The organism is Chryseobacterium sp. L12, assembly GCF_056133985.1.
Genome location: NZ_JBVYOF010000011.1, coordinates 72,128 through 93,101, shown reverse-complemented (window position 1 = coordinate 93,101; position 20,974 = coordinate 72,128). Strand labels below are relative to the sequence as shown.

19 protein-coding genes are annotated in these 20,974 nt (G+C 33.0%); 12 read left to right on the top strand and 7 right to left on the bottom strand.

Annotation, left to right across the window (positions count from 1 at the left end):
• Position 1: 1 nt before the first annotated feature.
• The 6 genes from AC0NBN_RS06625 to AC0NBN_RS06600 form a co-directional block, all read right to left on the bottom strand.
• Positions 2 to 325, bottom strand: coding sequence for a DUF4134 domain-containing protein (locus AC0NBN_RS06625; protein WP_160813132.1), 324 nt, complete (start codon positions 323 to 325; stop codon positions 2 to 4).
• A 140-nt stretch (positions 326 to 465) separates the two neighbouring features.
• Positions 466 to 918 carry a hypothetical protein gene (locus AC0NBN_RS06620; protein WP_160813133.1) on the bottom strand — a complete coding sequence of 151 codons (453 nt, stop codon included), beginning with the start codon at positions 916 to 918 and terminating at the stop codon, positions 466 to 468.
• Between the two features lie 50 nt (positions 919 to 968).
• Complete coding sequence (locus AC0NBN_RS06615; protein ID WP_160813134.1) at positions 969 to 1,616, bottom strand: ParA family protein; 648 nt, start codon at positions 1,614 to 1,616, stop codon at positions 969 to 971.
• Positions 1,613 to 3,061: a relaxase/mobilization nuclease domain-containing protein gene (locus tag AC0NBN_RS06610; RefSeq protein ID WP_160813135.1), complete on the bottom strand. Its 1,449-nt coding sequence runs from the start codon at positions 3,059 to 3,061 to the stop codon at positions 1,613 to 1,615. The genes AC0NBN_RS06615 and AC0NBN_RS06610 overlap by 4 nt, the downstream gene beginning before the upstream one ends.
• Complete coding sequence (locus tag AC0NBN_RS06605; protein ID WP_160813192.1) at positions 3,058 to 3,411, bottom strand: PH domain-containing protein; 354 nt, start codon at positions 3,409 to 3,411, stop codon at positions 3,058 to 3,060. Before AC0NBN_RS06605 ends, AC0NBN_RS06610 begins: the two co-directional genes overlap by 4 nt.
• Before the next feature lie 4 nt (positions 3,412 to 3,415).
• Positions 3,416 to 4,654: a hypothetical protein gene (locus tag AC0NBN_RS06600; protein ID WP_160813136.1), complete on the bottom strand. Its 1,239-nt coding sequence runs from the start codon at positions 4,652 to 4,654 to the stop codon at positions 3,416 to 3,418.
• Between the two features lie 891 nt (positions 4,655 to 5,545).
• Here AC0NBN_RS06600 and AC0NBN_RS06595 point away from each other — a divergent pair.
• The 5 genes from AC0NBN_RS06595 to AC0NBN_RS06575 all read left to right on the top strand — a co-directional run bounded on the left by AC0NBN_RS06595 (position 5,546) and on the right by AC0NBN_RS06575 (position 13,256).
• The gene (locus tag AC0NBN_RS06595; protein WP_160813137.1) at positions 5,546 to 7,189 is read left to right on the top strand and encodes an AAA family ATPase; all 1,644 of its coding nucleotides are present in this window, start codon (positions 5,546 to 5,548) and stop codon (positions 7,187 to 7,189) included.
• A complete protein-coding gene (locus AC0NBN_RS06590; RefSeq protein WP_160813138.1) occupies positions 7,167 to 8,339 on the top strand; it encodes a UvrD-helicase domain-containing protein in 1,173 nt (390 codons plus the stop codon). Before AC0NBN_RS06595 ends, AC0NBN_RS06590 begins: the two co-directional genes overlap by 23 nt.
• Positions 8,340 to 8,494: 155 nt before the next feature.
• Positions 8,495 to 9,682 carry a hypothetical protein gene (locus AC0NBN_RS06585; RefSeq protein WP_160813139.1) on the top strand — a complete coding sequence of 396 codons (1,188 nt, stop codon included), beginning with the start codon at positions 8,495 to 8,497 and terminating at the stop codon, positions 9,680 to 9,682.
• A gap of 63 nt (positions 9,683 to 9,745) precedes the next feature.
• Positions 9,746 to 11,860, top strand: coding sequence for an AAA family ATPase (locus tag AC0NBN_RS06580; protein ID WP_160813140.1), 2,115 nt, complete (start codon positions 9,746 to 9,748; stop codon positions 11,858 to 11,860).
• 1 nt (position 11,861) lies between these two features.
• Complete coding sequence (locus AC0NBN_RS06575; protein WP_160813141.1) at positions 11,862 to 13,256, top strand: 5-methylcytosine restriction system specificity protein McrC; 1,395 nt, start codon at positions 11,862 to 11,864, stop codon at positions 13,254 to 13,256.
• A gap of 112 nt (positions 13,257 to 13,368) precedes the next feature.
• Here AC0NBN_RS06575 and AC0NBN_RS06570 read toward each other — a convergent pair whose 3' ends face one another.
• Complete coding sequence (locus tag AC0NBN_RS06570; RefSeq protein ID WP_474467606.1) at positions 13,369 to 14,598, bottom strand: site-specific integrase; 1,230 nt, start codon at positions 14,596 to 14,598, stop codon at positions 13,369 to 13,371.
• Positions 14,599 to 14,947: 349 nt separating this feature from the next.
• On the opposite strand from AC0NBN_RS06570, the gene AC0NBN_RS06565 reads away from it, so the two are divergent.
• The 7 genes from AC0NBN_RS06565 to AC0NBN_RS06535 all read left to right on the top strand — a co-directional run bounded on the left by AC0NBN_RS06565 (position 14,948) and on the right by AC0NBN_RS06535 (position 20,854).
• Positions 14,948 to 15,328 (top strand): hypothetical protein, encoded by a 381-nt coding sequence (locus AC0NBN_RS06565; protein WP_160813143.1) that lies wholly within the window; start codon positions 14,948 to 14,950, stop codon positions 15,326 to 15,328.
• Positions 15,329 to 15,859: 531 nt separating this feature from the next.
• Positions 15,860 to 16,987, top strand: a complete 1,128-nt coding sequence (locus AC0NBN_RS06560) for an RHS repeat domain-containing protein (protein ID WP_474467603.1) — start codon at positions 15,860 to 15,862, stop codon at positions 16,985 to 16,987.
• Positions 16,984 to 17,391, top strand: a complete 408-nt coding sequence (locus AC0NBN_RS06555; protein ID WP_160813144.1) for a hypothetical protein — start codon at positions 16,984 to 16,986, stop codon at positions 17,389 to 17,391. Before AC0NBN_RS06560 ends, AC0NBN_RS06555 begins: the two co-directional genes overlap by 4 nt.
• Before the next feature lie 184 nt (positions 17,392 to 17,575).
• Positions 17,576 to 19,438, top strand: coding sequence for an RHS repeat-associated core domain-containing protein (locus AC0NBN_RS06550; RefSeq protein ID WP_160813145.1), 1,863 nt, complete (start codon positions 17,576 to 17,578; stop codon positions 19,436 to 19,438).
• Positions 19,439 to 19,449: 11 nt separating this feature from the next.
• Positions 19,450 to 19,728, top strand: coding sequence for a hypothetical protein (locus AC0NBN_RS06545; RefSeq protein ID WP_160813146.1), 279 nt, complete (start codon positions 19,450 to 19,452; stop codon positions 19,726 to 19,728).
• Positions 19,729 to 20,020: 292 nt separating this feature from the next.
• On the top strand, positions 20,021 to 20,362 hold the full coding sequence (locus tag AC0NBN_RS06540) for a hypothetical protein (RefSeq protein WP_160813147.1): 342 nt from the start codon (positions 20,021 to 20,023) through the stop codon (positions 20,360 to 20,362).
• Between the two features lie 18 nt (positions 20,363 to 20,380).
• Positions 20,381 to 20,854, top strand: a complete 474-nt coding sequence (locus AC0NBN_RS06535; RefSeq protein WP_160813148.1) for a DMP19 family protein — start codon at positions 20,381 to 20,383, stop codon at positions 20,852 to 20,854.
• Positions 20,855 to 20,974 lie beyond the last annotated feature (120 nt).

The window sequence follows — 20,974 nt, the reverse complement described above, 5'->3', positions numbered from 1 at the left end:
TTTAGGCGAAGAATGCAGTTACGAATTCCGGTACTACGATCAAAAAGATCATCGCTCCTCCATAACCAAGGATCTCTTTGTTGACATCCTGATCACCGTTCGTCCATTTGTTATACACTCTAAGACCTCCGATGAAGCCGACCAATCCCCCAACGGCTTTAAGAATCAGTTTAATGGGATCCCAATAATCTCTGATATCACTTGCTGCATTGGAAATCGCTGTTGCTCCGCCCTGTGCAAACATCGGAGTCATTGCCATCATCACTAAAGCAAGAGTCAGGACTTTTTTTGTTGTCACGTTTTTTTTGAAAAAACTTTTCATCATAATAAATAAAATTTTAAAGGTTAATAATGAATTGGATAGTAGAGTTAAGGCATAGAATACCCTGCATCGAATTATGAATTCGCTGCTTATCAATGTTTTAAATTGTTTTTAGATTAAGTTAAATATGAATTGAATTTGAGTTACATGGTTGAGTGGTACACCTTATGTCCGTCAATGTTGGAAACCAGCTGAACCATTGTTTCCGAAAGGTTAAGGATATGATTCCACCCGTTATCTTTAGCTTTCGGGACTTCCTTTTTCTTTTCAGGTTCGTTCTCCGAAATAGTGTCCAAATCCTGCTCGGACTCAAAACGCTGTCTTAATTCATTCAGGCTCAGCCTTTCTTCATCATCTGCAGAAAGCTGTGGCATGATTTCTTTTTTGATGAACGATTTCGGCATATTGAGGTTTTCCACATCTTCGATGCCTACAACTGTCGCATCTTCTTTTTCATCGGTAAAATCCGAAAGGGAAAAGATCTCTGATTCTTCCTGATTGGTAGTGGTTGCTTTTTTGAGAAAAAGGTCGTAGACGATATTTCCTGCATAATAGAGAACATAAGCCGTTAAAAGCAGGAACGAAAATTTTATCATTTTTTTAGGGTTTGATGTTTACTGTTTAGTCTTTCTTCTGATTTCATAGTTCAAATGGTGGTTTGCAGTGCTTCATTAATGTGTTCTATGATTTCATTGAAAGGATTCTTTACTGCATATTTCTGTTCATACGTCAGTTTCCTGGTATCAATGGTTTGAAGGCAGTTTCTTTTGAATACCGGACTTTCGACCAGGATTCCGTATTTTGAAATCTCGGCATCCATTTCCTTCTGATTGAGATACTTGTATCCTTTGTCGTATTTTGAGCGGATGAAGATCCGTTCTGCTTCGCTTTCAAGCATTCCGAGAACATTTTTGAAAACCAATGTGGATTTTACCGATACATCCGAATATTCAAAAGGAATAATGATCACATCACTGTAAATCAGCAGGTCACTGTATTTTTCATCGAGCGTTCCGGCTAAGTCGAAGACATTCACATCCTTGCTTTCCTTCAGACCGATCAGCTGTTCAAAGTCTGAAAAAGGACGCTGCTCTTCTCCTGCGATTTCCACTTCATACAGCTTCGGCAATTCTGAAAGTTCATCTTCTTTCCATTTGTTGTAAAAGGACTTCTGATAGTCAAAGTCAAAAACATTGATCTTTCTCTCGGATATTCCCGAAATGTAATTGGCAAAAGCAATAGCCAACGTGGTTTTTCCGGCTCCTCCTTTTTGTGTGGCGAATGTGATTATCATTTCTTTCTTTGTTTTTTTCGTTTTTTGAGCTCTTCTTCTGCCGGGTCTTTCGCTGCTGCTGAAGATTTCATCATATCAAACAGGAAATCATCAATGACCTTTTCCAAACTGTCTTCTTTTTTATTTTCAGTCTTTACAACCGGGTTTAAAAAGGTTTGAAACTGTTTTTCTCCAATCAGTGTTTCCAGTTCCCCGATGTAGTGGAATTTGGAATGAATGGCGTAATATTTTCCGTCCTCTGATTTTATGATGCTGACATCATTGTTATTTTGTGTTTTGAGATATTCTTTCACATCATTTCTGATAGCACTAAATGTTTCTTTGTTTTTAAATTTTTTGTTCTCAAAAAGCATAAAGTCATGCAGCTCATTTTCCGGATATTTTGCTTTCAAAAAATTCAAAAGCACTGCTTTTATTTCTTTATCCGGAATGTTAAAATCTTTCAATCGCTCAAAAAGTCTTTTGTCTATCACCAGGGAAGTGAACTCAAACAATTCGTTCATTTTCATAATCTCACTTCCTTTGTACACTGTTCCTGTCTTGTTATCTATCAGAGAATACCCGAAAGGCTTTTGTCCGTCTTTATGATGAAATATGATGTCGATTCCAAAGATGTCTTTCAGTTTTTTTTGAAGCTCACTTTCAAATTCGATTTTCGGTTCCGGATCTTCATCCTGTTTTTCTTCAGGAAGCATTGCTTCCTGTTTTCGGCGGTCTTCGACTTTGAAAATAGTGCCCGAATGAAGCTCCTTGTATTTTGATAGAATGGCTTTGATCTGTTTTGTTCTGTTTTCATTTTTTTTGTTGTCAAAAACGATCTGATTTCCGTTAATTGTTTTTTCCCGGACTCCGTTTTTGAGAATATCCATTTTGGTTTCGTCTTCTTTGTTCTGAGCTAACCGGAATCCATTTCTTTCCAGTAAAAGTTCCAATTGTTTTAAAGAGCTGATCCGGTAACTCAGAAGCTTATTAATATTTTCTACATTGCTTATTCCGTACATCTTTTCCATTACCTTAGCTAAAGCTTTTTGTGACTTCAGCTTTTCGTAACTGTCGTTGATCTTTTTTCCGGTCTGTTTATCCACTCTTGTTGAAACAAAATGAACATGGTTGTTTTCAGTATCGTTGTGAAAAACCACGATAAACGGCTGATCTCCGTAACCCATTTCGTCCATAAAGCTTTCAGCAACCTTTGTCAGCTCTTCTTTGGAATGTTCCCTGAACTTTGTGGATAAAGCGGCGTGGAATTGCGGTTTCTTGACCTTTTCGTTTTTGGAAACGGAAGCCAGATAGGATTTTACTTCTTCCTTGCTGCTCGATCCGTTAATGAATGACGGGAAGTTTTTCATCAGCATCAGTTCGCCTTTTCCTTTATCTATTTTTTTGTCGTTATAATTGACACCTGGAAAAGTGGGACCTGCGGGTTTCATTATTTTTACAATCATTTTCCAAGCATTGAATAGATTTTAAGAAAAACCTCATTCTGCCGGGCTTTTAGCTTTGCAATTTCAGTCAGCTGATCGATGAATTTCTGTAATTCATTTTCTGAAATGAGCTTCTGACCATTCACAATTTTTGCAACCTGATTGATATTGGTTTCGATTTTTACGAAGATGTTGTCTTGCTTTTCAATGAACGCTAATACTTTTTTCCTCTCATTATCCATGAGTCTGTTTTCCACCGAATTGGTGATTAAACTTGTCAGAGATATATTCTCTGCTTTACAGATAGTCTTCCAATCTTCTTTTCTGTTCTTGTCTATCCTAAATTTTATCACATCTGTTTTACCGGTCATAGAATTATGGAGCTGACCATTGTAATTTCCCGTCAACACTTTGTAAATAATAAGTTCCGGTAGCAGGCGGAGTAGGAACTAAAATTCTATCTGTGAATCCTAAAGTTCCATCCGGTTTTGCTACAACATCTTTAGTATAGGTAGTATCGGATATTGTATATGCAGGGTTAATGATAAAGCTGCCATTAATTTTTAACCATCTTTGGGCAAAATCTCCGATAATTAAACCGTTAGTCCAGGAGGCACTATAGTCGACTATATTTTCAGTTCCTATATTGGCTGATGGTACGAGGTTTACATTGCTGTGAATAACCAATCTGTTATTAACAGTTTCAACACTGGTAACAGTATTGCTGTGTCCGGCACCTGTACCGATAAAAACATTATTTTCACCTTTCACGTAGGCTCCGGTTTGTGCACCAAGCATGACGTTTTTATTTTCTGCCGTAATAAACTGCCCCGAAGACTGACCGACAATGGTATTATAACTTCCGGTATTTAAATGATGCAGAGCTGACTGCCCAATCGCTATATTCTTATATCCGGAGGTCAGCTTTGTCAAGGTCGAATTTCCAAGCCCCACGTTTACATTTCCTGTGATGATTTTTCCGGTATTGGAAGAGTCATATCCCGAAGTATGACCGATTAACGTATTATAGGCTCCTGTTGTTACTCCGTTCAAACTGTAGCTTCCAATGGCGACATTTCCGGAAGCGGTGGATAGATTTTGCAGAGCTCCGTATCCATAAGAAAGATTATAGGTTTCTGTATGCATTGGATTCATATTCCCGAAAAACATGGAATAGGTCTGTAGATTCATACCTAATGCTCCGTCTCTGGTAGGAGAGGCTGTGCCTCCTGAAAAAGTGATGTATTTAGGTGAGTAGTTTCCTCTGTTTACGACAGTTTCCAAGGTGTCACGCTCAAATGGTTGCCATACTTCTCCGTCGAAATAGTAATATCCCACACGAGTTACATTCGCAGTTTTCTCTGTGGTACTTCCGAGTTCAAGCCCTTCTGTTATATAAACAATTGTCCCCGTCTGATCATTCTTATATATAGAATCTTTATTTTTTAACTCGGAACCTTTTAATCGAGGGGCAATAATTCCATCAGGTTTTGTTACATCAACAACATTTGACATGACATCGAGTGTTGCGCGAGGGTTTTCTGTATTGATACCGACTTGTCCCTGAACTGACATTCCGATAAGTGGCAGAAATAAATAAATTATTGTTTTCATTCTGTTTTTATGAGTATAATTTCTGCTGCAAAAGTGAAACATCAAAATCATGAAAACAATAGTATTCAAGGGCGCTGGACTGAATAAGACTACTTTGGATTAGTTTGGAATAGGCGTGGATTAAAAAAGAATAAATTGTACTAATATGGATTCCTGTACCTGATTTATTTAAAAATAAAAAACAAGTTCCGCAGTTTTTTCCCCTTTTTGCAAAAAAGGCAAGAGGGTCTTTGTAGTCGAAAATTTTGAAAAAATTTGTGGGTACAAAGACACATCTTGCTGATAAATAGAGTTGATTTTTTGAGAGTTCTGAAAAGTGGATAATGCTGTTATTCTGATTTTAATAAGTTATTGAGTATCAATACTGAATTTTGTAACTCTGATTTTCAGAGTATAAAATAAGTACCCTGCGTTATTTTTTACAGGTTAGGTGCTGAACCTTGCATTATTTTTTACAGGTCAGTGGTGGAACCTTACAGTATTTTTTACAGGTTGAATGTTGAACCTTGCGTTATTTTTTACAGGTGGGTGATTTGTACTCTGTATTATTTTTTATAGGTCAGTGATTGAACCCTACATTATTCTTTACAGGTTGGTGGTTGAACCTTGTGTTATTTTTTACAGGTTGAATGTTTGAACCTTACACTATTTTTTACAGGTGAATGTTTAAACCTTGCAGTATTTTTTATAGGTAAGTGGTTGAACCTTGTTTTATTTTTTACAGGTAATTGGTTTAACTTTGTGTTATTTTTACAGGTTATATATTTGAACCTTGCATTATTTTTTATAGGTGGTTATTATTTAATACTTTTGTTTTGAGGAGTGTGGGTTAAAAGAATTGGAAATCTTTTTAATAATGAAGAAGCCAAAAATGAAACATTTTGATTAAATATGAATATCACCAAAATCCACATAGAAAATTTTAAAACCTTCAAAGGTTCGTTTAAACTTAATTTAAACAAGGGAGTAAACATTCTTGTGGGTAATAACGAAGCAGGAAAATCTACAATTATTGAAGCTATACATCTTGCTTTGACAGGTTTGTATAACGGTAAATATTTAAGAAACGAATTATCTCAATATGTGTTCAACAAAGAAATTGTTGCGGAATACATTGAAAGTTTAGAACCTGAAAATATAGCAAAACCTTTACCTTATATTTCCATTGAAGTTTTTGTAGAAGGAAAAGAATTGGCAGAATTTTGGGGTGATTTACATAGTGATAAACCAAATAATGCTAATGGATTTGCTTTAAAGATCGCGTTTGACGAAAACTATCAGAAAGAATATGAAGATTTAGTAAAACTTGGCGGAATAAAAACTTTGCCAATTGAATACTATAATGTTTCGTGGATAAGTTTTGCACGTAACGAAAGCATTACACCAAGAACAATTCCAATAAAATCAGCTTTGATTGATTCGTCAAGTAATAAACTGCAAAATGGTTCTGATATTTACATTTCCCGAATTGTAAAAGAGTTTTTGGAATCAAACGAAATTGTAGAAATATCACAGGCTCACAGAAGAATGAAAGAATCTTTTATGGGCGAAGAAGCAATCAAAAAGATAAATGAGAAGATAAAAACCGCTTCAAAAATTTCAGACAAAAAAGTTGAACTTTCAGTTGAGCTATCATCAAAAAATGCTTGGGAAAGTAGTTTGATGACATACTTAGAAGATATTCCGTTTCATTATATTGGTAAAGGAGAACAATGTTTGGTAAAAACAAAATTGGCTTTGGGACACAAAAAAGCAAAAGAAGCTAACATTATTTTATTAGAAGAACCTGAAAATCATTTATCTTATTCAAAACTCAATCAACTAATCAGCGATATAAAAAATGATAGTGGAGAGAAACAGATTTTGATTTCTACCCACAGCAGTTTTGTAGCCAATAAATTAGGACTTGAACATTTGATTTTGTTGAACTACAAGAAAACGGTTAAGTTAAATGAACTTTCAGCAGATACTTACAAGTTTTTTGAAAAGTTATCAGGTTACGATACTTTGCGTTTGATTTTATGCAAGAAAGCTATTTTAGTTGAGGGAGATTCTGACGAGTTAGTTGTTCAAAAAGCATTTATGCTTAACAATGACGGCAAACTTCCGATTGAAAAAGGTGTTGATGTAATTTCCGTTGGCACCTCATTTTTGAGATTTTTAGAAATAGCAGAAAAAATCGGGACAAAAGTTGCTGTCGTTACGGACAATGACGGAAATGTTGAAGCCGTTAAGAACAAGTATAAAAACTACTTAGACGATAACGTCAAACAAGACATCAAAATTTGTTTTGATTCAGATGTTGAAACAGGCAATATACAAGATTTCAATTACAACACGCTTGAACCAAAATTTTTGAAAGCTAATAGTCGCGAAGCATTGAACAAAGTATTTCAAACTGCTTATCAAAGCGATGATGATTTACAAAAGCATATGAAAGCTAATAAAACTGAATGTGCTTTAAAAATTTTTGAAACTCAAGAAACGTTGAACTTTCCTCAATATATTTTAGATGCAATCAAAACAGACCAATAATAGACTATTAATCGCTGCGGCAGGTTCGGGTAAAACAACTTTTTTGGTAGATGAAGCTCTAAAACAGAAAGAAGGCAAAATTCTTATTACTACATATACGCAGGCAAACGAAGAAGAGATAAGAAAAAAAATCATTGAAAAAAATAAGGTAATTCCCGAAAATATTACTGTTCAAACTTGGTTTTCATTTTTGTTAAAGCACGGTGTTAGACCGTTTCAAGGTGTATTGTTTGAAAAAAAAATCAAAGGATTGATTTTGGTGAATAGTCAATCAGGATTGAAGGCGTATAGAAATCCTTGTCAAGAATGCAAACAGATAAAGCTGGTTATTTCTAATTGTAATAAATGTAAAAATCCAATCTACTTCGGAGAAGAAAAGGAATTTGAGCAACATTATTTTACCAATGGATTAAAAATTTATTCTGATAAACTTTCAAAATTTGTGTTTCGTTGCAATGAGAAATCAAACGGAAATGTAATTGACCGTCTTTCAAGAATTTATTCTTATATTTTTATTGATGAAGTTCAAGACTTGGCAGGTTACGATTTAGAATTGCTGAAATTATTCTTTAATTGTAGTTCTACAATTCAATTGGTTGGTGATCCAAGGCAAGGAACATACTCAACCAATAGTGCCCCTAAAAACAAAAAGTTTAAAAAGGCAAATATTATCAATTTTTTCACAGACAAAATTGATAACCTGATAAAAGATGATACTTCGTTGATGACGAATTATAGATGCAACAAATCTATTTGCGACTTATCCAACAAATTATTTCCAAATTTTAAAGCCACGACATCTGGTAATAATATCAAAACTGAACATAGTGGAGTCTTTTTTATCAAAAAACAAGATGTTGAGAATTATTTGCAAAAATTCAAGCCTGTTCAGCTTAGAGATACGAGAAGAACTATTGTAAATGATAATTATCGAGTTATGAATTTTGGAGAATCAAAAGGAATATCATTTGACAGAATTCTTATTTATCCAACAAAACCTTTTCTTGATTGGCTGAAAGACAATAGTGTAGAATTAGCTGAAACAAGTCGTTCAAAATTGTATGTTGCATTAACAAGAGCAAGGCATAGTGTAGCTATAGTTAATGAGAAGGAAAATATTTGTGAAGGTATAAAACATTTAACTTTTTAGAGCGAAAAATAATTTTTAAAAGATGTTTATTCTCATTCACCTTACATTATTTTTAATAGGTTAGCTATGTGCTAAAAAGCTCTTTTTACAGTCAATTCCTAAAATTTTTACAAATTGAAAACATTAGTATATTTGGGTAAAACTATATCCAACTTATGTTTAAAAAAATTTGTATAAAAAGTAAGGAATCTTATTCTTCAAATCTCGACATTCCTTTTCTAATTGATTCAATGTTATATTATGGCAAAGTTGTTTTGCTGGTGCATAGAAATGAATTAGAAATTTTATTTAGAGAATTTGGACCTGACACATTAAAAGAATTAATTTTAAGTGGTAGGCTTGAAGTTAAATTCAGGAATAATATGCTAGGTTCTGTAATTGCTCCTGATGGAAAATACGGAATTAGCACTTTTAAGGGACAGAATATAAATGCACATTCTTCTTTATATGAAATTGATAGAAAGGAAAGAAAAAACAGTATAAAGAATTTAGCATTTGCTGATGAATTCTCTTCTTTAATTCCGCTTTATGAATATCCTAAAGACTTTGATAAAACTATAGTCAAAGATTTTCAGAATATAGAATTGTTAAGAAAGCAAATTCCTACTTATTTTAATGCGGTTGCACCTTTTTACAAATTACCTGAATCAATTGAAATTGAGATAATCCAAGATGAGAATTTCGTAGGTTTTGATACATATAAGGTTAATTCTAACATTGATTTAGAATATCTAACAAAGGAATTTAGAAAACAAAACCCAGAAAATACTTCTCCAGTAGATTTTAGTGGTTTTTTGTTAGCAATTGCGGAATCTAAAGGAGATATTTATATTTCTTCGGATTTAGAGAGCGAAATTGTAACTTCTGATTTGTATTCAAAATTTATAGAAATAGAAATTTCTGAAATAATAAAAAAGAGAGTTAAATCTGAGAATGAAATTAATTTATTTGAAGATTACATCTTGGAAAACTGCTACTCATTAGGTAATGCATTTAATGATGGGGTTATTTCTCGGACAGATTTAATAAAAATCCTAGAAAAGTCAGATAAATTTAGAGAATGGCTAGAAAAAATTCCAGAAGAAAAGAATCTACTAGGTGAATATAACAAAGCAATTTTAGAGAAAGATTTAAGTGATAAACTACCAACAAAAACTGCAAGATTTGTTATTTTTGAAGGCATTGGAATCACTTTAGATGTTTTAGGAGCTGGTGGAATAGGGACAACAATTGCAACAGGTCTATCAGCATTTGATAATTTTGTCTTGGACAAACTTATTGATAGAAAATGGAAACCAAACCAATTTATTGATGAAACTTTAAAGCCTAAAGTAAAGTTTTAACTACAGATATAATCGATTTTTGGATTGAGGAATACTAGCGACAAAGGAAAAGTGACAAATTAAATGAAAAGAAAGTATTGGGTACTATCACCAAACGTAATGAATGGTGCAGATGAAACAGAGTGGAAAAATGCCATTAATAATTTAAAGAGAGCGTTTATTGGGTATGATGATCGACATCGTTTTGGACAAATCTTCAAAAATGACATCCGAATTGGTGATGTCATATTAATTGCACAAGGACAAAACTCAAATAAAAAATTTTTCTTGTGTGGTTTTGTAGATGCAGAGGCAAAATATGAACATTTGGATGGTACACCTGAAACTGCACAAAACCGAAAATTAAAGTTTACAATTCCGAAAGAACGACTTGAAAAATTAGGGCTTGATTTTAATGACAGTACTTGGGGTGAATCAAAACAACCAGCAACACTATATCATTTAAAACCTAATGAAGTTCAAGCAGACAAGAAAATTGTAAACTTGTTAGCTGCGGAATTAGAAAAACAAATTATCAAACAATTGATGGAAAACATAAAATTATCAGCCGAACGACAAATTCAAATCAAAGCACTTTGGAATAAGTTTAAAACTGAAACAAAAGAGGAAGATAGAAAATTCAACAATGACGAAGTTGAAAAAAGGATTGCAGAATGGCAATTATACAAGGACAAAATCTTAAACGATACATTGAGTTTGGATGACTATACAAATACTTTGAGCAGTTCCACAGCAACAATGCCGGGAGGTTACTTATGTAATTTTTTAGAACGAACTACAAGAATTGTTTTGGGTTCTTCAAAGCCTGGCACTGCTTTTAATTTTGAAGTGAAATTAAATGATGACAACACAACATATCACATCAAAAGTATCAATCAATCAAATGCAAGTCGACAAGAAGCAGAAAACTATTTCAACGAGAACATAAAAGGTTTGTTAAAAAATATTGTCTCACAAACCGATCCATTAGAAAAAATACAATTGGTTGAAAATACAAGCTATAGTGCCAAACAAATTTTAATGAAATTGGCGGTGTTAGATAATTTATCAGACTTTCTTTACATCTATTCTACACAATGGTTAGAAGAATTGTATAATGAGTTTATTGATGGTGATGCCGAAGGTATTTTTACAAAAAATCATCAAGTCTGTATTATTGCAAAGAATCTTTTAGAAGTAAACGAACAAGATAAAAATGAACTTGTTTTGCTTTCTCGTTTCTTGTGGAAATTTGTAAACTCTAAAGCCATTGCGGATACCAATAATCCGAATGTTATAATGTATGGACCTCCAGGAACAGGCAAAACATTTTCTGCAAAAAGTAGTTTGGATTTTGTATGTCAAGGTGATACATCCCGATACGAAGTTTTACAATTTCATCCATCATTTACATACGAAGATTTTATTGAAGGTATCAAACCAAAAGGAGTTTCAAAAGACGGGAACATTCGTTTTGAATTGGTAAATGGAGTCTTTAAGAACTTTTGTATCAAAGCGAAAAAACATCCTAAGAAAGATTTTTACTTCGTGGTAGATGAAATAAACCGAGCTAATCTTTCGACTGTATTTGGTGAAACATTGTCGTTATTAGAAAAAGATTACCGACACGATGCCGAAAATAACAACAACAAAAACCTAATTAGAACGCAATACTCCACACTTATTGAGGATTTAATCAAAGAGGATGATAAATTTAAAGATTTGGCTTACGAAATTGATAATAATGAAGTAAAATTTGGAGTTCCTAAAAATGTGTTTTTTATCGGAATGATGAACGATGTAGACAAAAGTATCGATGCTTTTGATTTAGCTCTTCGTAGAAGGTTTAAATGGATTAGAAAAGATTGTGATTATGAAGTAATTGAAGAAGAAACACGTTTCAAAGGAAAAGAAGAGTTTCAGAATATCGGTCAGTACGTAAAAGCCTGTGAAAAATTGAACAACTTTATTTCTAACGATTTAGGTTTGGGAAAATCGTATGAATTTGGTCATTCTTTTTTTATGAAGATTGGAGACATTGCTAAACGTAAAGAAATTACGGCAAATAATATTGAAATTCTATTCAACTTGTACTTGAGACCAACATTGAAAGAATACCTAAGAGCTGTATTTGCTGAAAGTGAATTAGATAGCAAATTAGATGAAGCCTTGAATAAGTTCAAAGAAACAATAAAGTAAAATGAGAATTAGCGTTCCTGTCAATCATAATTTTTACGAAGAAGCACCAATTTTGGAATCTACTTTGAGTCAGTCTTTTAAGGTAAACAAATCGGGAGTTAAACATTTACAAAAGCTGTTTTCTTCAGTCTATGAGCTAAAGCTTGGTGCAGAGCAATTAAAACAAGTCAAAGTATTTAACTTCAAAAGCAAACCTTTTCACTTTGATCAAGACGAAGAACGACTAATTTTAAAATTATATTCCAAGGAAAAAACAGAAAAAGAATACTATATTCAAACAGGTTTGTATGCTGGAGTTTTATTTCATAAAGGTTGTAAAATAAATATTACAACAAGGTATGGTGACACTTTTCTAAAGCGTATGCTCAACTTCGTAAATGACATTTATGTAGATAATGAAGAAACACAAGCTAAAAAAGATGAAACTGAAAATCAGTTCTTATTTATAATTGCTCACTTATTTATTCAGTCATTAGAAAAAGCTGTTGTTTTGGGTTTGCCACAGCAATACCAAAAACAGCAGGAGCGAAGCCAAAAAGTGAGAGGTAGTATAAATTTCAATGACTACCTAAAAAGAGATATTCCGTTTCAAGGGAAATTGACAACAACTTTTAGAGAACGAATATATGTTCAAGAAATTGTAGATGTCCTATACTTAGCATTGAAAAAATTAGAAAGTGTTTTTGGAAAAGAAATTCACAGTCGTTTGCTTGGACTAAGCCAATTATTAAAACAACAATATTCAGGGAGTTTTGTGAACTACGAAACCATACAAAAGGTCAAAAGACACCAAACTATAAACAATCCAATGTATCGTAGTTTCAAAAAGGTTTTGGAGTATGCAGAAATTATTTTGTTGAATAAAGATTTAACGCCGGACTATGAAAAACAAAGCTTAACGACAAGTGGCTATCTTTTTGACATTGCTGAATTATATGAAATCTATCTTGAAAAACTTTTGAGTAGAAATTTCCCCGAATGGTTTGTGAGTGGACAGGTTGAACTTCCTATTTACCAAAAACAGTTTTATCACAGGTCTATTTTTCCCGACTTAATAATGAAACATAAGATGAGTGGAAAAATTATTGCTCTTGATGCAAAATTTAAGAGAATAGAAATGCAGAATAGAGATGTTGATCGAGCAGATTTGCATCAAATACATTCGTATTCGGGTTATTACAAAAATGAATTAATTGCAAGCGGTCTTATTTATCCATTATCAAAAAAATTAAACTTAGACAAATCTCATTCAAACTCACTATACGGAAACGACAACAACAATGTACGTTTTATTGTGGATGGAATTTATGTTGACGAAAATCAGACAATGGACAATTTAATTGAAAGCGAAAATAAATTTGTAAAACGAATGACACAATTGACAAGCAATTACTAAGTAATTGCTCAGCAAAACATTCCCAACACATCCTTCTTTGTGATAATTCAAAAGAACAGAAACAGCTTAAAAAAAAACCATTTCCGTTTTTCATATTTAAAACAAAATCTATTTAAAAATTCACCACAAATTTTCTTTCAGTTTCCTTGATGCTTTCTGCAAAGATTGCCATATCTCTGCCAACCTTTTCGGTAGTCATTTTAGCATAAATTTGGGTGGTTTGGATGTTTTTATGTCCCAGCATCTTGCTCACACTTTCCAAAGAAACACCTTTTGACATCGTTAAAGTAGCAAAGGTATGGCGTGATAAATGGAATGTAAGATGCTTATTAATTCCGCAGATTTCTGAAATTTCTTTTAAATGACGATTCACAGTTAAACTTACTTTTACAGGGAGGAGTTTCCCATCTTTGAATATTTCGTTTTTATATTTTTCTAGAATTTTTTTAGGAATTTCCATCATCGGAATAAAATAATCCACATCAGTTTTCTCACGTTTTCCCATAATCCACTGCTGTCCGTCAATAGATAAATTGATTCGCTCTTTGGTTAATTTAAAGACGTCAATATAGGATAAACCAGTAAAGCAGCAGAAAATGAAAACATCTCTTGTCTGTTCCAACTTTTTATCCAGTCTCCAATTCATTAAGATTTCAACTTCTCTTTGTGTCAGATAACCTCGTTCAGATTTTTCATCTTCTATTTTATAATTGATAAACGGATTCCGGAAAATCCATTCATTTTTATAAGCCAGCTCGACTATTTTCTTCAGATTGATTAAATACTGAGCAATGGTACTTTGCTTGTTTCCACGAACCGTCAACAGATACATCTCAAAATCTCTGATAAATTGGTAATTAATTTCCCGAAGCGGAATGTCAGAAAGATGATATTTCTCTGTAAGAAATTCCGATAACCTAACTCGCAGATAGTAATATCTATTATAGGTAGATTTTACAATCCTTTTACCTATCAGATTAAATTTTTCTTCAACGTGTTCATCAAATGCTTTTAGCAGCATATATTGTTTACTGTCAATTCCAAGAAAAATATTTTTTACTTTTTCGGCAGAAACTGCATTTTCACGCTCTTGAATATCCCTGTAAATTTTATGGATTCCGGCTTTTGTTTTTTCAAGCAGTGCATTGATTTCTGAAGATTCTGTACTTTTTCCCTTTGCTTTTCCTTCTTTCACATTCCAGAGTTTCGGGTCAATATTTTTCTTCATTCCGAAACGGGCTTCTTTTCCATCAATCGTAATCCTGCAATATACAGGTACACTACCGTCTTTTTTTTGTTTGTCTCTTTTCAAAAAGAAAAGGACTTTGAATGTACTTCTCATACGCTTCATTTTTATAATTGTAAAATTAAATTCAACCTCTAAAAATGAGCGGTTTGCAGGGCGGACAATATCAGTCGGTTATAAGTCAAATACTGCCATTTCAGCTCTTTTTGTGTCCTCCTTTTGTCTGCATAAGAAGGGGGTACGATTTGGAGCGTCATCTTTGGCGCTCAATGGCTGTTTTATGGCTTTTTATGTCTAAATTTGTACCTTGTAAAATCCTCAATATGTTGACACTTTCCTCTTTTTGTCGGGGTTTGTCTGCATAGTGGGTATTATTTTATAATTTTATGTAAAAAATACTTTAATATTTAATGATGCTAACGGTTTATCAAAATACATTGAAGAAATGCAGAATGCGAACAATTATATAAACAATGGGCTAAATACAGCTCTAGGATTCGTTTCACTTCCTGGTAAAGTATTGCCTATCGCTGCATCATTAACTTTAGGAATGTTAGGAACTACTTATGTTTCTGATCCTTGGGCTGTAGAACCAAGATTAGGTGATCAACTAGTTCAAAATACTTCATATAAATTATTTTTCTCCGTTAATGGTGATGTGAAATTAAATATAACAAATTACATTTTCCAATATAATGCGAATAATGAATATCTGGGAAGAAAATCTTTTTCAAAAGATTATGATTTATCATATACAATGAAAGATGCTATAATATATTTATTAGAATCTAAAACCCAAATAAACAAGCCAATATATGTTAAATAAACAGAAATTAATAGCTTTTATTGAACTAATATTTATAGTTTTTACGACAAACTCAAACAATTTGAGAAAAGGAGGTAATTTATTAAATACTTATGAACAGTTTTTTCAGATCGTATCAATTATAACAACGATAACGTTAAGCTTTATATACATTTATTTCATCCTAAAAAGGATCAATATATTTGAAAGAAATGTAAAATTAGCTTATATAATGGCTAATTTTATTATCCTCATCTTCTATTTTTTTAAGATTAATATATTCCGAGATTTATTTTATATTCCATTAGTGGTTTTGATTGCTATAAAAAGTATAATTTTTAGTATTTATTTTTATGTAATGCAAATTAGAAACAAAAAAAATAATTAAGATCCTAGTAGTGCCAGAACCTCGCTAATGCTGGTATATAAAAAATGAGCCCTCGCAATATTGCGAGGGTTTATAATTGTCAAGTAAGATCCAATTGCTATTTAAGCACATAAGGCTATTATGATTTTGTAAATAATCGTTATATTTACCACTACAATGATCATTTGGGTAACGTAAGAGTCAGTTTTGCAAGAGAAGGAAACACGGCGGTCATTGTACAGCAAAACGATTATTACGCATTTGGATTAAGACACAGTTACGGAATTAGTGCCATTGGAGACTACAAATACCAATATAACGGTAAGGAGCTTCAGGAGACCGGCATGTATGACTACGGTGCAAGGTTCTATATGCCCGATCTAGGAAGATGGGGAGTGGTTGATCCGCTGGCGGAGATGATGACCCGTCATAGTCCGTATAATTATGCGTACAATAACCCGGTAATGTTCATTGACCCGGATGGAAGAAAACCTCAAGCCGGACAATCCGGGATTTATTATGATTGGGATGAAGAAAGATACATGGACATGAGTACAGGTATGGGTTCTACATTTGAGGCTGCAATGTCTCAGCATAGCGTAAATGGAAGTCCCGTTTATATTACCAAATCTTTAAGTGCTGTGGGAGGTTCAAGTGGTGGTGGTGGCGGTGATCCGAACCCTACATTTTGGCAGGATGTCAAAAGTTTTTTCCGCAACCTTTTTGGTGGTAAGAAAAAAGGTTCTGTTGAGCCAGATAACAATGATATGACCATGTCTCTTGTTATCAATCTCATATTCGGGAACTCTGATCCGTTTATGAATATTGGAAATTCAGGAATTGGTCCTTATGCAGCAGAAAGGGAAAATATAGGTGCTGTTGCTATGCTTTTTATTAATCCTGAGGTAGGAGCCGAAAAAGCATTACAGAGAACATTACTAAGAAATACTCTACCTATAAGTACAGAAGGTAAATTATTAGGGTCAATTATTGATGGCAAAATAGTTATGAATGGAACAACAAAGGCATCAGGAACGTTTGACTTTGTTATTACTAAGTCAGGTGAGACCTTATTAGGAAGAAAACACACTTTTTTATCAAAAGGTGACGACGTCTTTGCAGCAGGTGAATTAAAAATAAGAAGTGGAAACATTGTAAATATAAATAATTTGTCAGGACATTATGTTCCTAGTTCTAATGTAGCTAATACTTACCTAGACATTTTTAAATCTTTTAACATAAATGTTTCAAAAGCACATTTAAAAGTTTATAATTCTCAAGGTCAGGTAATTAATCATATAGTCCCAAAATGAAAGAAATAATCATAAAAAATAGCATTTCAGAAATATTAATAGATTCTAACATGTCATATTATATGTTTTCATTTTATTTCATTTTATTTTTAGAAAATGAAGATAAAGTGAAAGAAGATTTGTTTTTAGATAATAAAGATAAAATTAAAAATTTATATGATGTTTTAGAAAAATATTTAAAGAAAATATTAGTTGAATGGTATCAAGAACCTAGTGAGAAAGAATTTCAAAAACATTCAACTAGATATGAAAAAATTGTATTAAATAAAAAAACATATAAAATAAATTATAGAATGTCCGAGATAGGCAAACTTGCATATCTTATTTATCGGATATTACAAATGCTTGACAATTCACATGCTAAAGGAGAATCAATAAATATTAAAATAGTTCACAAAGAATAATTTTTTGTCAATGTGTACCCCCGCTCTGCGAAGTTTGTAACTTCGCAGCAGATAATTAAAGAACCCTCGCAAAATTGCGAGGGTTTTGTGTGTGTTATAAAATGTTCTGTTTTCAAATAGGAAACAGAACTATAGAGCAGCAATATTTTTCTGAAGATACCGCTACAACGGCAACATTACGGAGATGACCTGGAAAAACAGCGGTGACGGTGTGCTGAAAAGATACAGTTATCAGTACGATGCTTATAACCGATTAAAAGCAGCAATCTATCAGGAACCGGAATCTTTTGTCCCGCAAAATGGATTCTATAACGAATTTATGAGCTATGATGCCAACGGAAATATTACCGGGCTTAAAAGAAACCAGAAAGGCTACACCGGAACGGTAGAAGAAATAGATGAGCTGGTATACAGCTATCCCACCGGCAACAGGCTGGAATCTGTGGTAGATCTGAAAAACAACTATGCAGGTTATCCCGAGACTTCCGGCAATATCATTTCGTATGACGACAACGGAAGCATGACCAGCCATATTGACAAAGGCATTCTGGAGATTAAATATAATATTTTAGATCTTCCTTCGTATGTGAAGTTTAATAATTACGTTGAGAGGTTAGGTCAAAATGTTTACAGAAACATGAATTACACTTATCGTGCAGACGGAGTAAAGGTAAAGAAAGTACATCATTATTTCTCAGGAAAGAAAAGTCAGGATGCATTTATAACAACTGAGTATGTTGATGGGTTTCAGTACAGTATAGATACTGCAAACTTAGATCTTCTAGTATCTAATTTAAAGTTTTTTGCCACTTCAGAAGGATATTTTGATTTTGTAAATAATCGTTATATTTACCACTACAATGACCATTTGGGTAACGTAAGAGTCAGTTTTGCAAGAGAAGGAAATACGGCGGTCATTGTACAGCAAAACGATTATTATGCATTTGGATTAAGACACAGTTACGGAATTAGTGCCATTGGAGACTACAAATACCAATATAACGGTAAGGAACTGCAGGAGGAACTTGGGATGTATGACTACGGCGCAAGATTCTATATGCCGGATATTGGAAGATGGGGAGCAATTGATCCAATGTCGGAAGTAACCCCGCATTTATCTCCTTATCATTACGCCAACAACAATCCGATCATGTATAACGATCCTACGGGAATGTTGTCTCAATCGTTTATTGATGAGTTATGGAACTCGCCTTCCGGAACAACATGGACAAATAGCGGAAACGGTTATTTCTACAATAACTGGGGCGGAATGATGGATAATGAAGGCAATGCACAAAATTATAGATCCTACAGTTTAGCCGCACAAGATAATTATATGACTGGTGGCGGTGGTGGTGATGTTGCAGGAGAAATTTTACTTCCAGAAGCAGTTATTAATGCACAAGGCAACATTCATAACTGGAATATCGGAACCAATTACTTGAATAATGTCATTTCAATGAGTATGGCATTTAAAAAAGCTCTTAGTGGTTGGCTTTATCAAGAAGGTACTTTCGTCTATGATCCTTTAGCAGGGGTAAAAAGCGATGGTCCAATTAAAATGATTGGCGGAGCTGGAGACCTAAGTGGACTTCTTGATATTGCCGGGCAAGTAATCAGTAACTGGGAACCTGAAAACCAAGGTCTTGCAATGGCAGCAGGAGTAATAGGAGCTGTCGCTTTAAAGAAACCGGGACTAGCTGTAAAAAGTGAATATTACTCTGTTGCTTATGAAATGAAATTAGCAAAAAGTTCATATCCAGGAGTATATAGAGGTGGGCATTTTAGAGAAGCTAACAAAGCTCTTGAAGCTGCTATAAAGTCAGATGCCAGATTTGCTTCGTCTATGGAAAATTTAGGTATATTTATTCCTAAATCACCAACTGGATCAATATTAGGAAAATCGCCAGCTAATTGGGTTTGGCATCATCATATTGATGAAGGAATAATGCAATTAGTTCCTAAATCACAACACACAGTTGGTAGTTCATTTTGGAAAACTATGCATCCCGGAAATAAAGGAGGGTTCTACTTTTGGGGAAAATAAAAATAATAATTATGAATTTGATTGATTTAATTAATGGTATAAACGATGTAGATGAAGATTCTATTATCTTTATGGAAAACATAAATGATTACAAATCAGAAATTATATTATCATATCCAGAAGATGGAGATAATGGAATCAAAATAGAAAGAGGAAAAAAATTTAATTATCTTATTGAAATTTTTTTAGCAAAAGAATTTATAGAAGATTGGATTAATAGTTTGAATTATACTCCTTCTAAGGACGAAATTGCTAAAAGACTTTATGAGTATGGTATAAATGATGCTTAACCCAATCTGGCAAGCATCTACTAATTCTGTCAGAAAATCTTTATTGCACATCATAGAATACAAAGTTACCAACAATATTAATTCCAGAAGTTGGTCATAGGTTTTTAGGTCCTAATGGGATTGTATCAAGAAGTACTAAAGGACTTACGTCCGCACGTCAAGTTTTAGCACGAGATATTTTTGAATTAAGACGTGTGTATGGATCGCAAGGTATACCAAACAGCGCACTCCAAGAATTAATTCAAGCAAACAAAACAATGTATCCAGGTGCATTTTTAAAAAGATAATATAAATGAAGTCAGAAGTTTTAGTAAAAATTCTCAACAGAGATGTAATTAAAGGTAATTTAGAATTATACAAAAATTTATTAGAAACTACAAATGAGGCTACAGACCCTGTTTGGAAAGGAATTCTACCATTGTATATAGATTTTTCAAAAGAAGAAAAAGATAATTTTATAAGTTTTTTGAAAATAGTACAAATTAATACACTATCACATATATTAGGAATATTAGACGGTACAACTCATGCAGATGGAATAGAATGTGAACTAATTTTAACCGCGGAAAATGAGAATATAAAAATTAACGAAGATTTACAAAGTTTATTCTTGGAATTAATTGAAGATGAATAATTTTTTTAAAAATATTAAGTGAGTAATCAAAAGCTAATAGAAAAAACATATTTAGCAGCAACTAAAGGAATTAAAGAAGATTGGTTTTTCAGCGATATTCCATATTGGTACAGTTACGTAATAAATTTATCTAATGATCAACAAATAACATATTTAACGTCTATATTGGAAAATCAAGTATTAAATGGTGGCTTTCATCAGTATTTTACAAACTCTTATGGACAATTTTCTAAAGAAACGATAGATGCACTAATTGAAATAGGAGCTTTTAAAAAATCAAATCTCTTAGATAAAGCATTAAAGATTGTACAAGACAAGAATATGCCTGATGTTGAATTTAGAAAAGGGTTGATGAATAAAACTCTAAAACAATTATTTATTGACGATGATCTGTTTGATCCTTTGGAAGAATTAGATGATATCTACTATAATATCGAAGATGAAGATATTGCAGACTTGTTAGGGAAATACTTAAATAAAAAAATAAAATAGCTCTCCGCTCTGCGAAGTTTGTAACTTCGCAGCAGATAATAAAAAGAGGCTGTCTCAAAAGTGAGACAGCCTCTTTGCGTTTATAATGCAACAATTTTTCCGCAGATATCCTTAAAATGT

Bases quoted from the DNA above. Each gene is read 5' to 3' on its own strand.
- AC0NBN_RS06595 (WP_160813137.1), top strand. From the start codon at position 5,546: ATGAATATCACCAAAATCCACATAGAAAATTTTAAAACCTTCAAAGGT.
- AC0NBN_RS06580 (WP_160813140.1), top strand. From the start codon at position 9,746: ATGAAAAGAAAGTATTGGGTACTATCACCAAACGTAATGAATGGTGCA.
- AC0NBN_RS06555 (WP_160813144.1), top strand. From the start codon at position 16,984: ATGAAAGAAATAATCATAAAAAATAGCATTTCAGAAATATTAATAGAT.
- AC0NBN_RS06610 (WP_160813135.1), bottom strand. From the start codon at position 3,061: ATGATTGTAAAAATAATGAAACCCGCAGGTCCCACTTTTCCAGGTGTC.
- AC0NBN_RS06545 (WP_160813146.1), top strand. From the start codon at position 19,450: ATGAATTTGATTGATTTAATTAATGGTATAAACGATGTAGATGAAGAT.
- AC0NBN_RS06605 (WP_160813192.1), bottom strand. From the start codon at position 3,411: ATGACCGGTAAAACAGATGTGATAAAATTTAGGATAGACAAGAACAGA.
- AC0NBN_RS06565 (WP_160813143.1), top strand. From the start codon at position 14,948: ATGCAGAATGCGAACAATTATATAAACAATGGGCTAAATACAGCTCTA.
- AC0NBN_RS06625 (WP_160813132.1), bottom strand. From the start codon at position 325: ATGATGAAAAGTTTTTTCAAAAAAAACGTGACAACAAAAAAAGTCCTG.
- AC0NBN_RS06575 (WP_160813141.1), top strand. From the start codon at position 11,862: ATGAGAATTAGCGTTCCTGTCAATCATAATTTTTACGAAGAAGCACCA.
- AC0NBN_RS06620 (WP_160813133.1), bottom strand. From the start codon at position 918: ATGATAAAATTTTCGTTCCTGCTTTTAACGGCTTATGTTCTCTATTAT.
- AC0NBN_RS06540 (WP_160813147.1), top strand. From the start codon at position 20,021: ATGAAGTCAGAAGTTTTAGTAAAAATTCTCAACAGAGATGTAATTAAA.
- AC0NBN_RS06550 (WP_160813145.1), top strand. From the start codon at position 17,576: ATGACCTGGAAAAACAGCGGTGACGGTGTGCTGAAAAGATACAGTTAT.
- AC0NBN_RS06585 (WP_160813139.1), top strand. From the start codon at position 8,495: ATGTTTAAAAAAATTTGTATAAAAAGTAAGGAATCTTATTCTTCAAAT.
- AC0NBN_RS06615 (WP_160813134.1), bottom strand. From the start codon at position 1,616: ATGATAATCACATTCGCCACACAAAAAGGAGGAGCCGGAAAAACCACG.
- AC0NBN_RS06590 (WP_160813138.1), top strand. From the start codon at position 7,167: ATGCAATCAAAACAGACCAATAATAGACTATTAATCGCTGCGGCAGGT.
- AC0NBN_RS06570 (WP_474467606.1), bottom strand. From the start codon at position 14,598: ATGAGAAGTACATTCAAAGTCCTTTTCTTTTTGAAAAGAGACAAACAA.
- AC0NBN_RS06600 (WP_160813136.1), bottom strand. From the start codon at position 4,654: ATGAAAACAATAATTTATTTATTTCTGCCACTTATCGGAATGTCAGTT.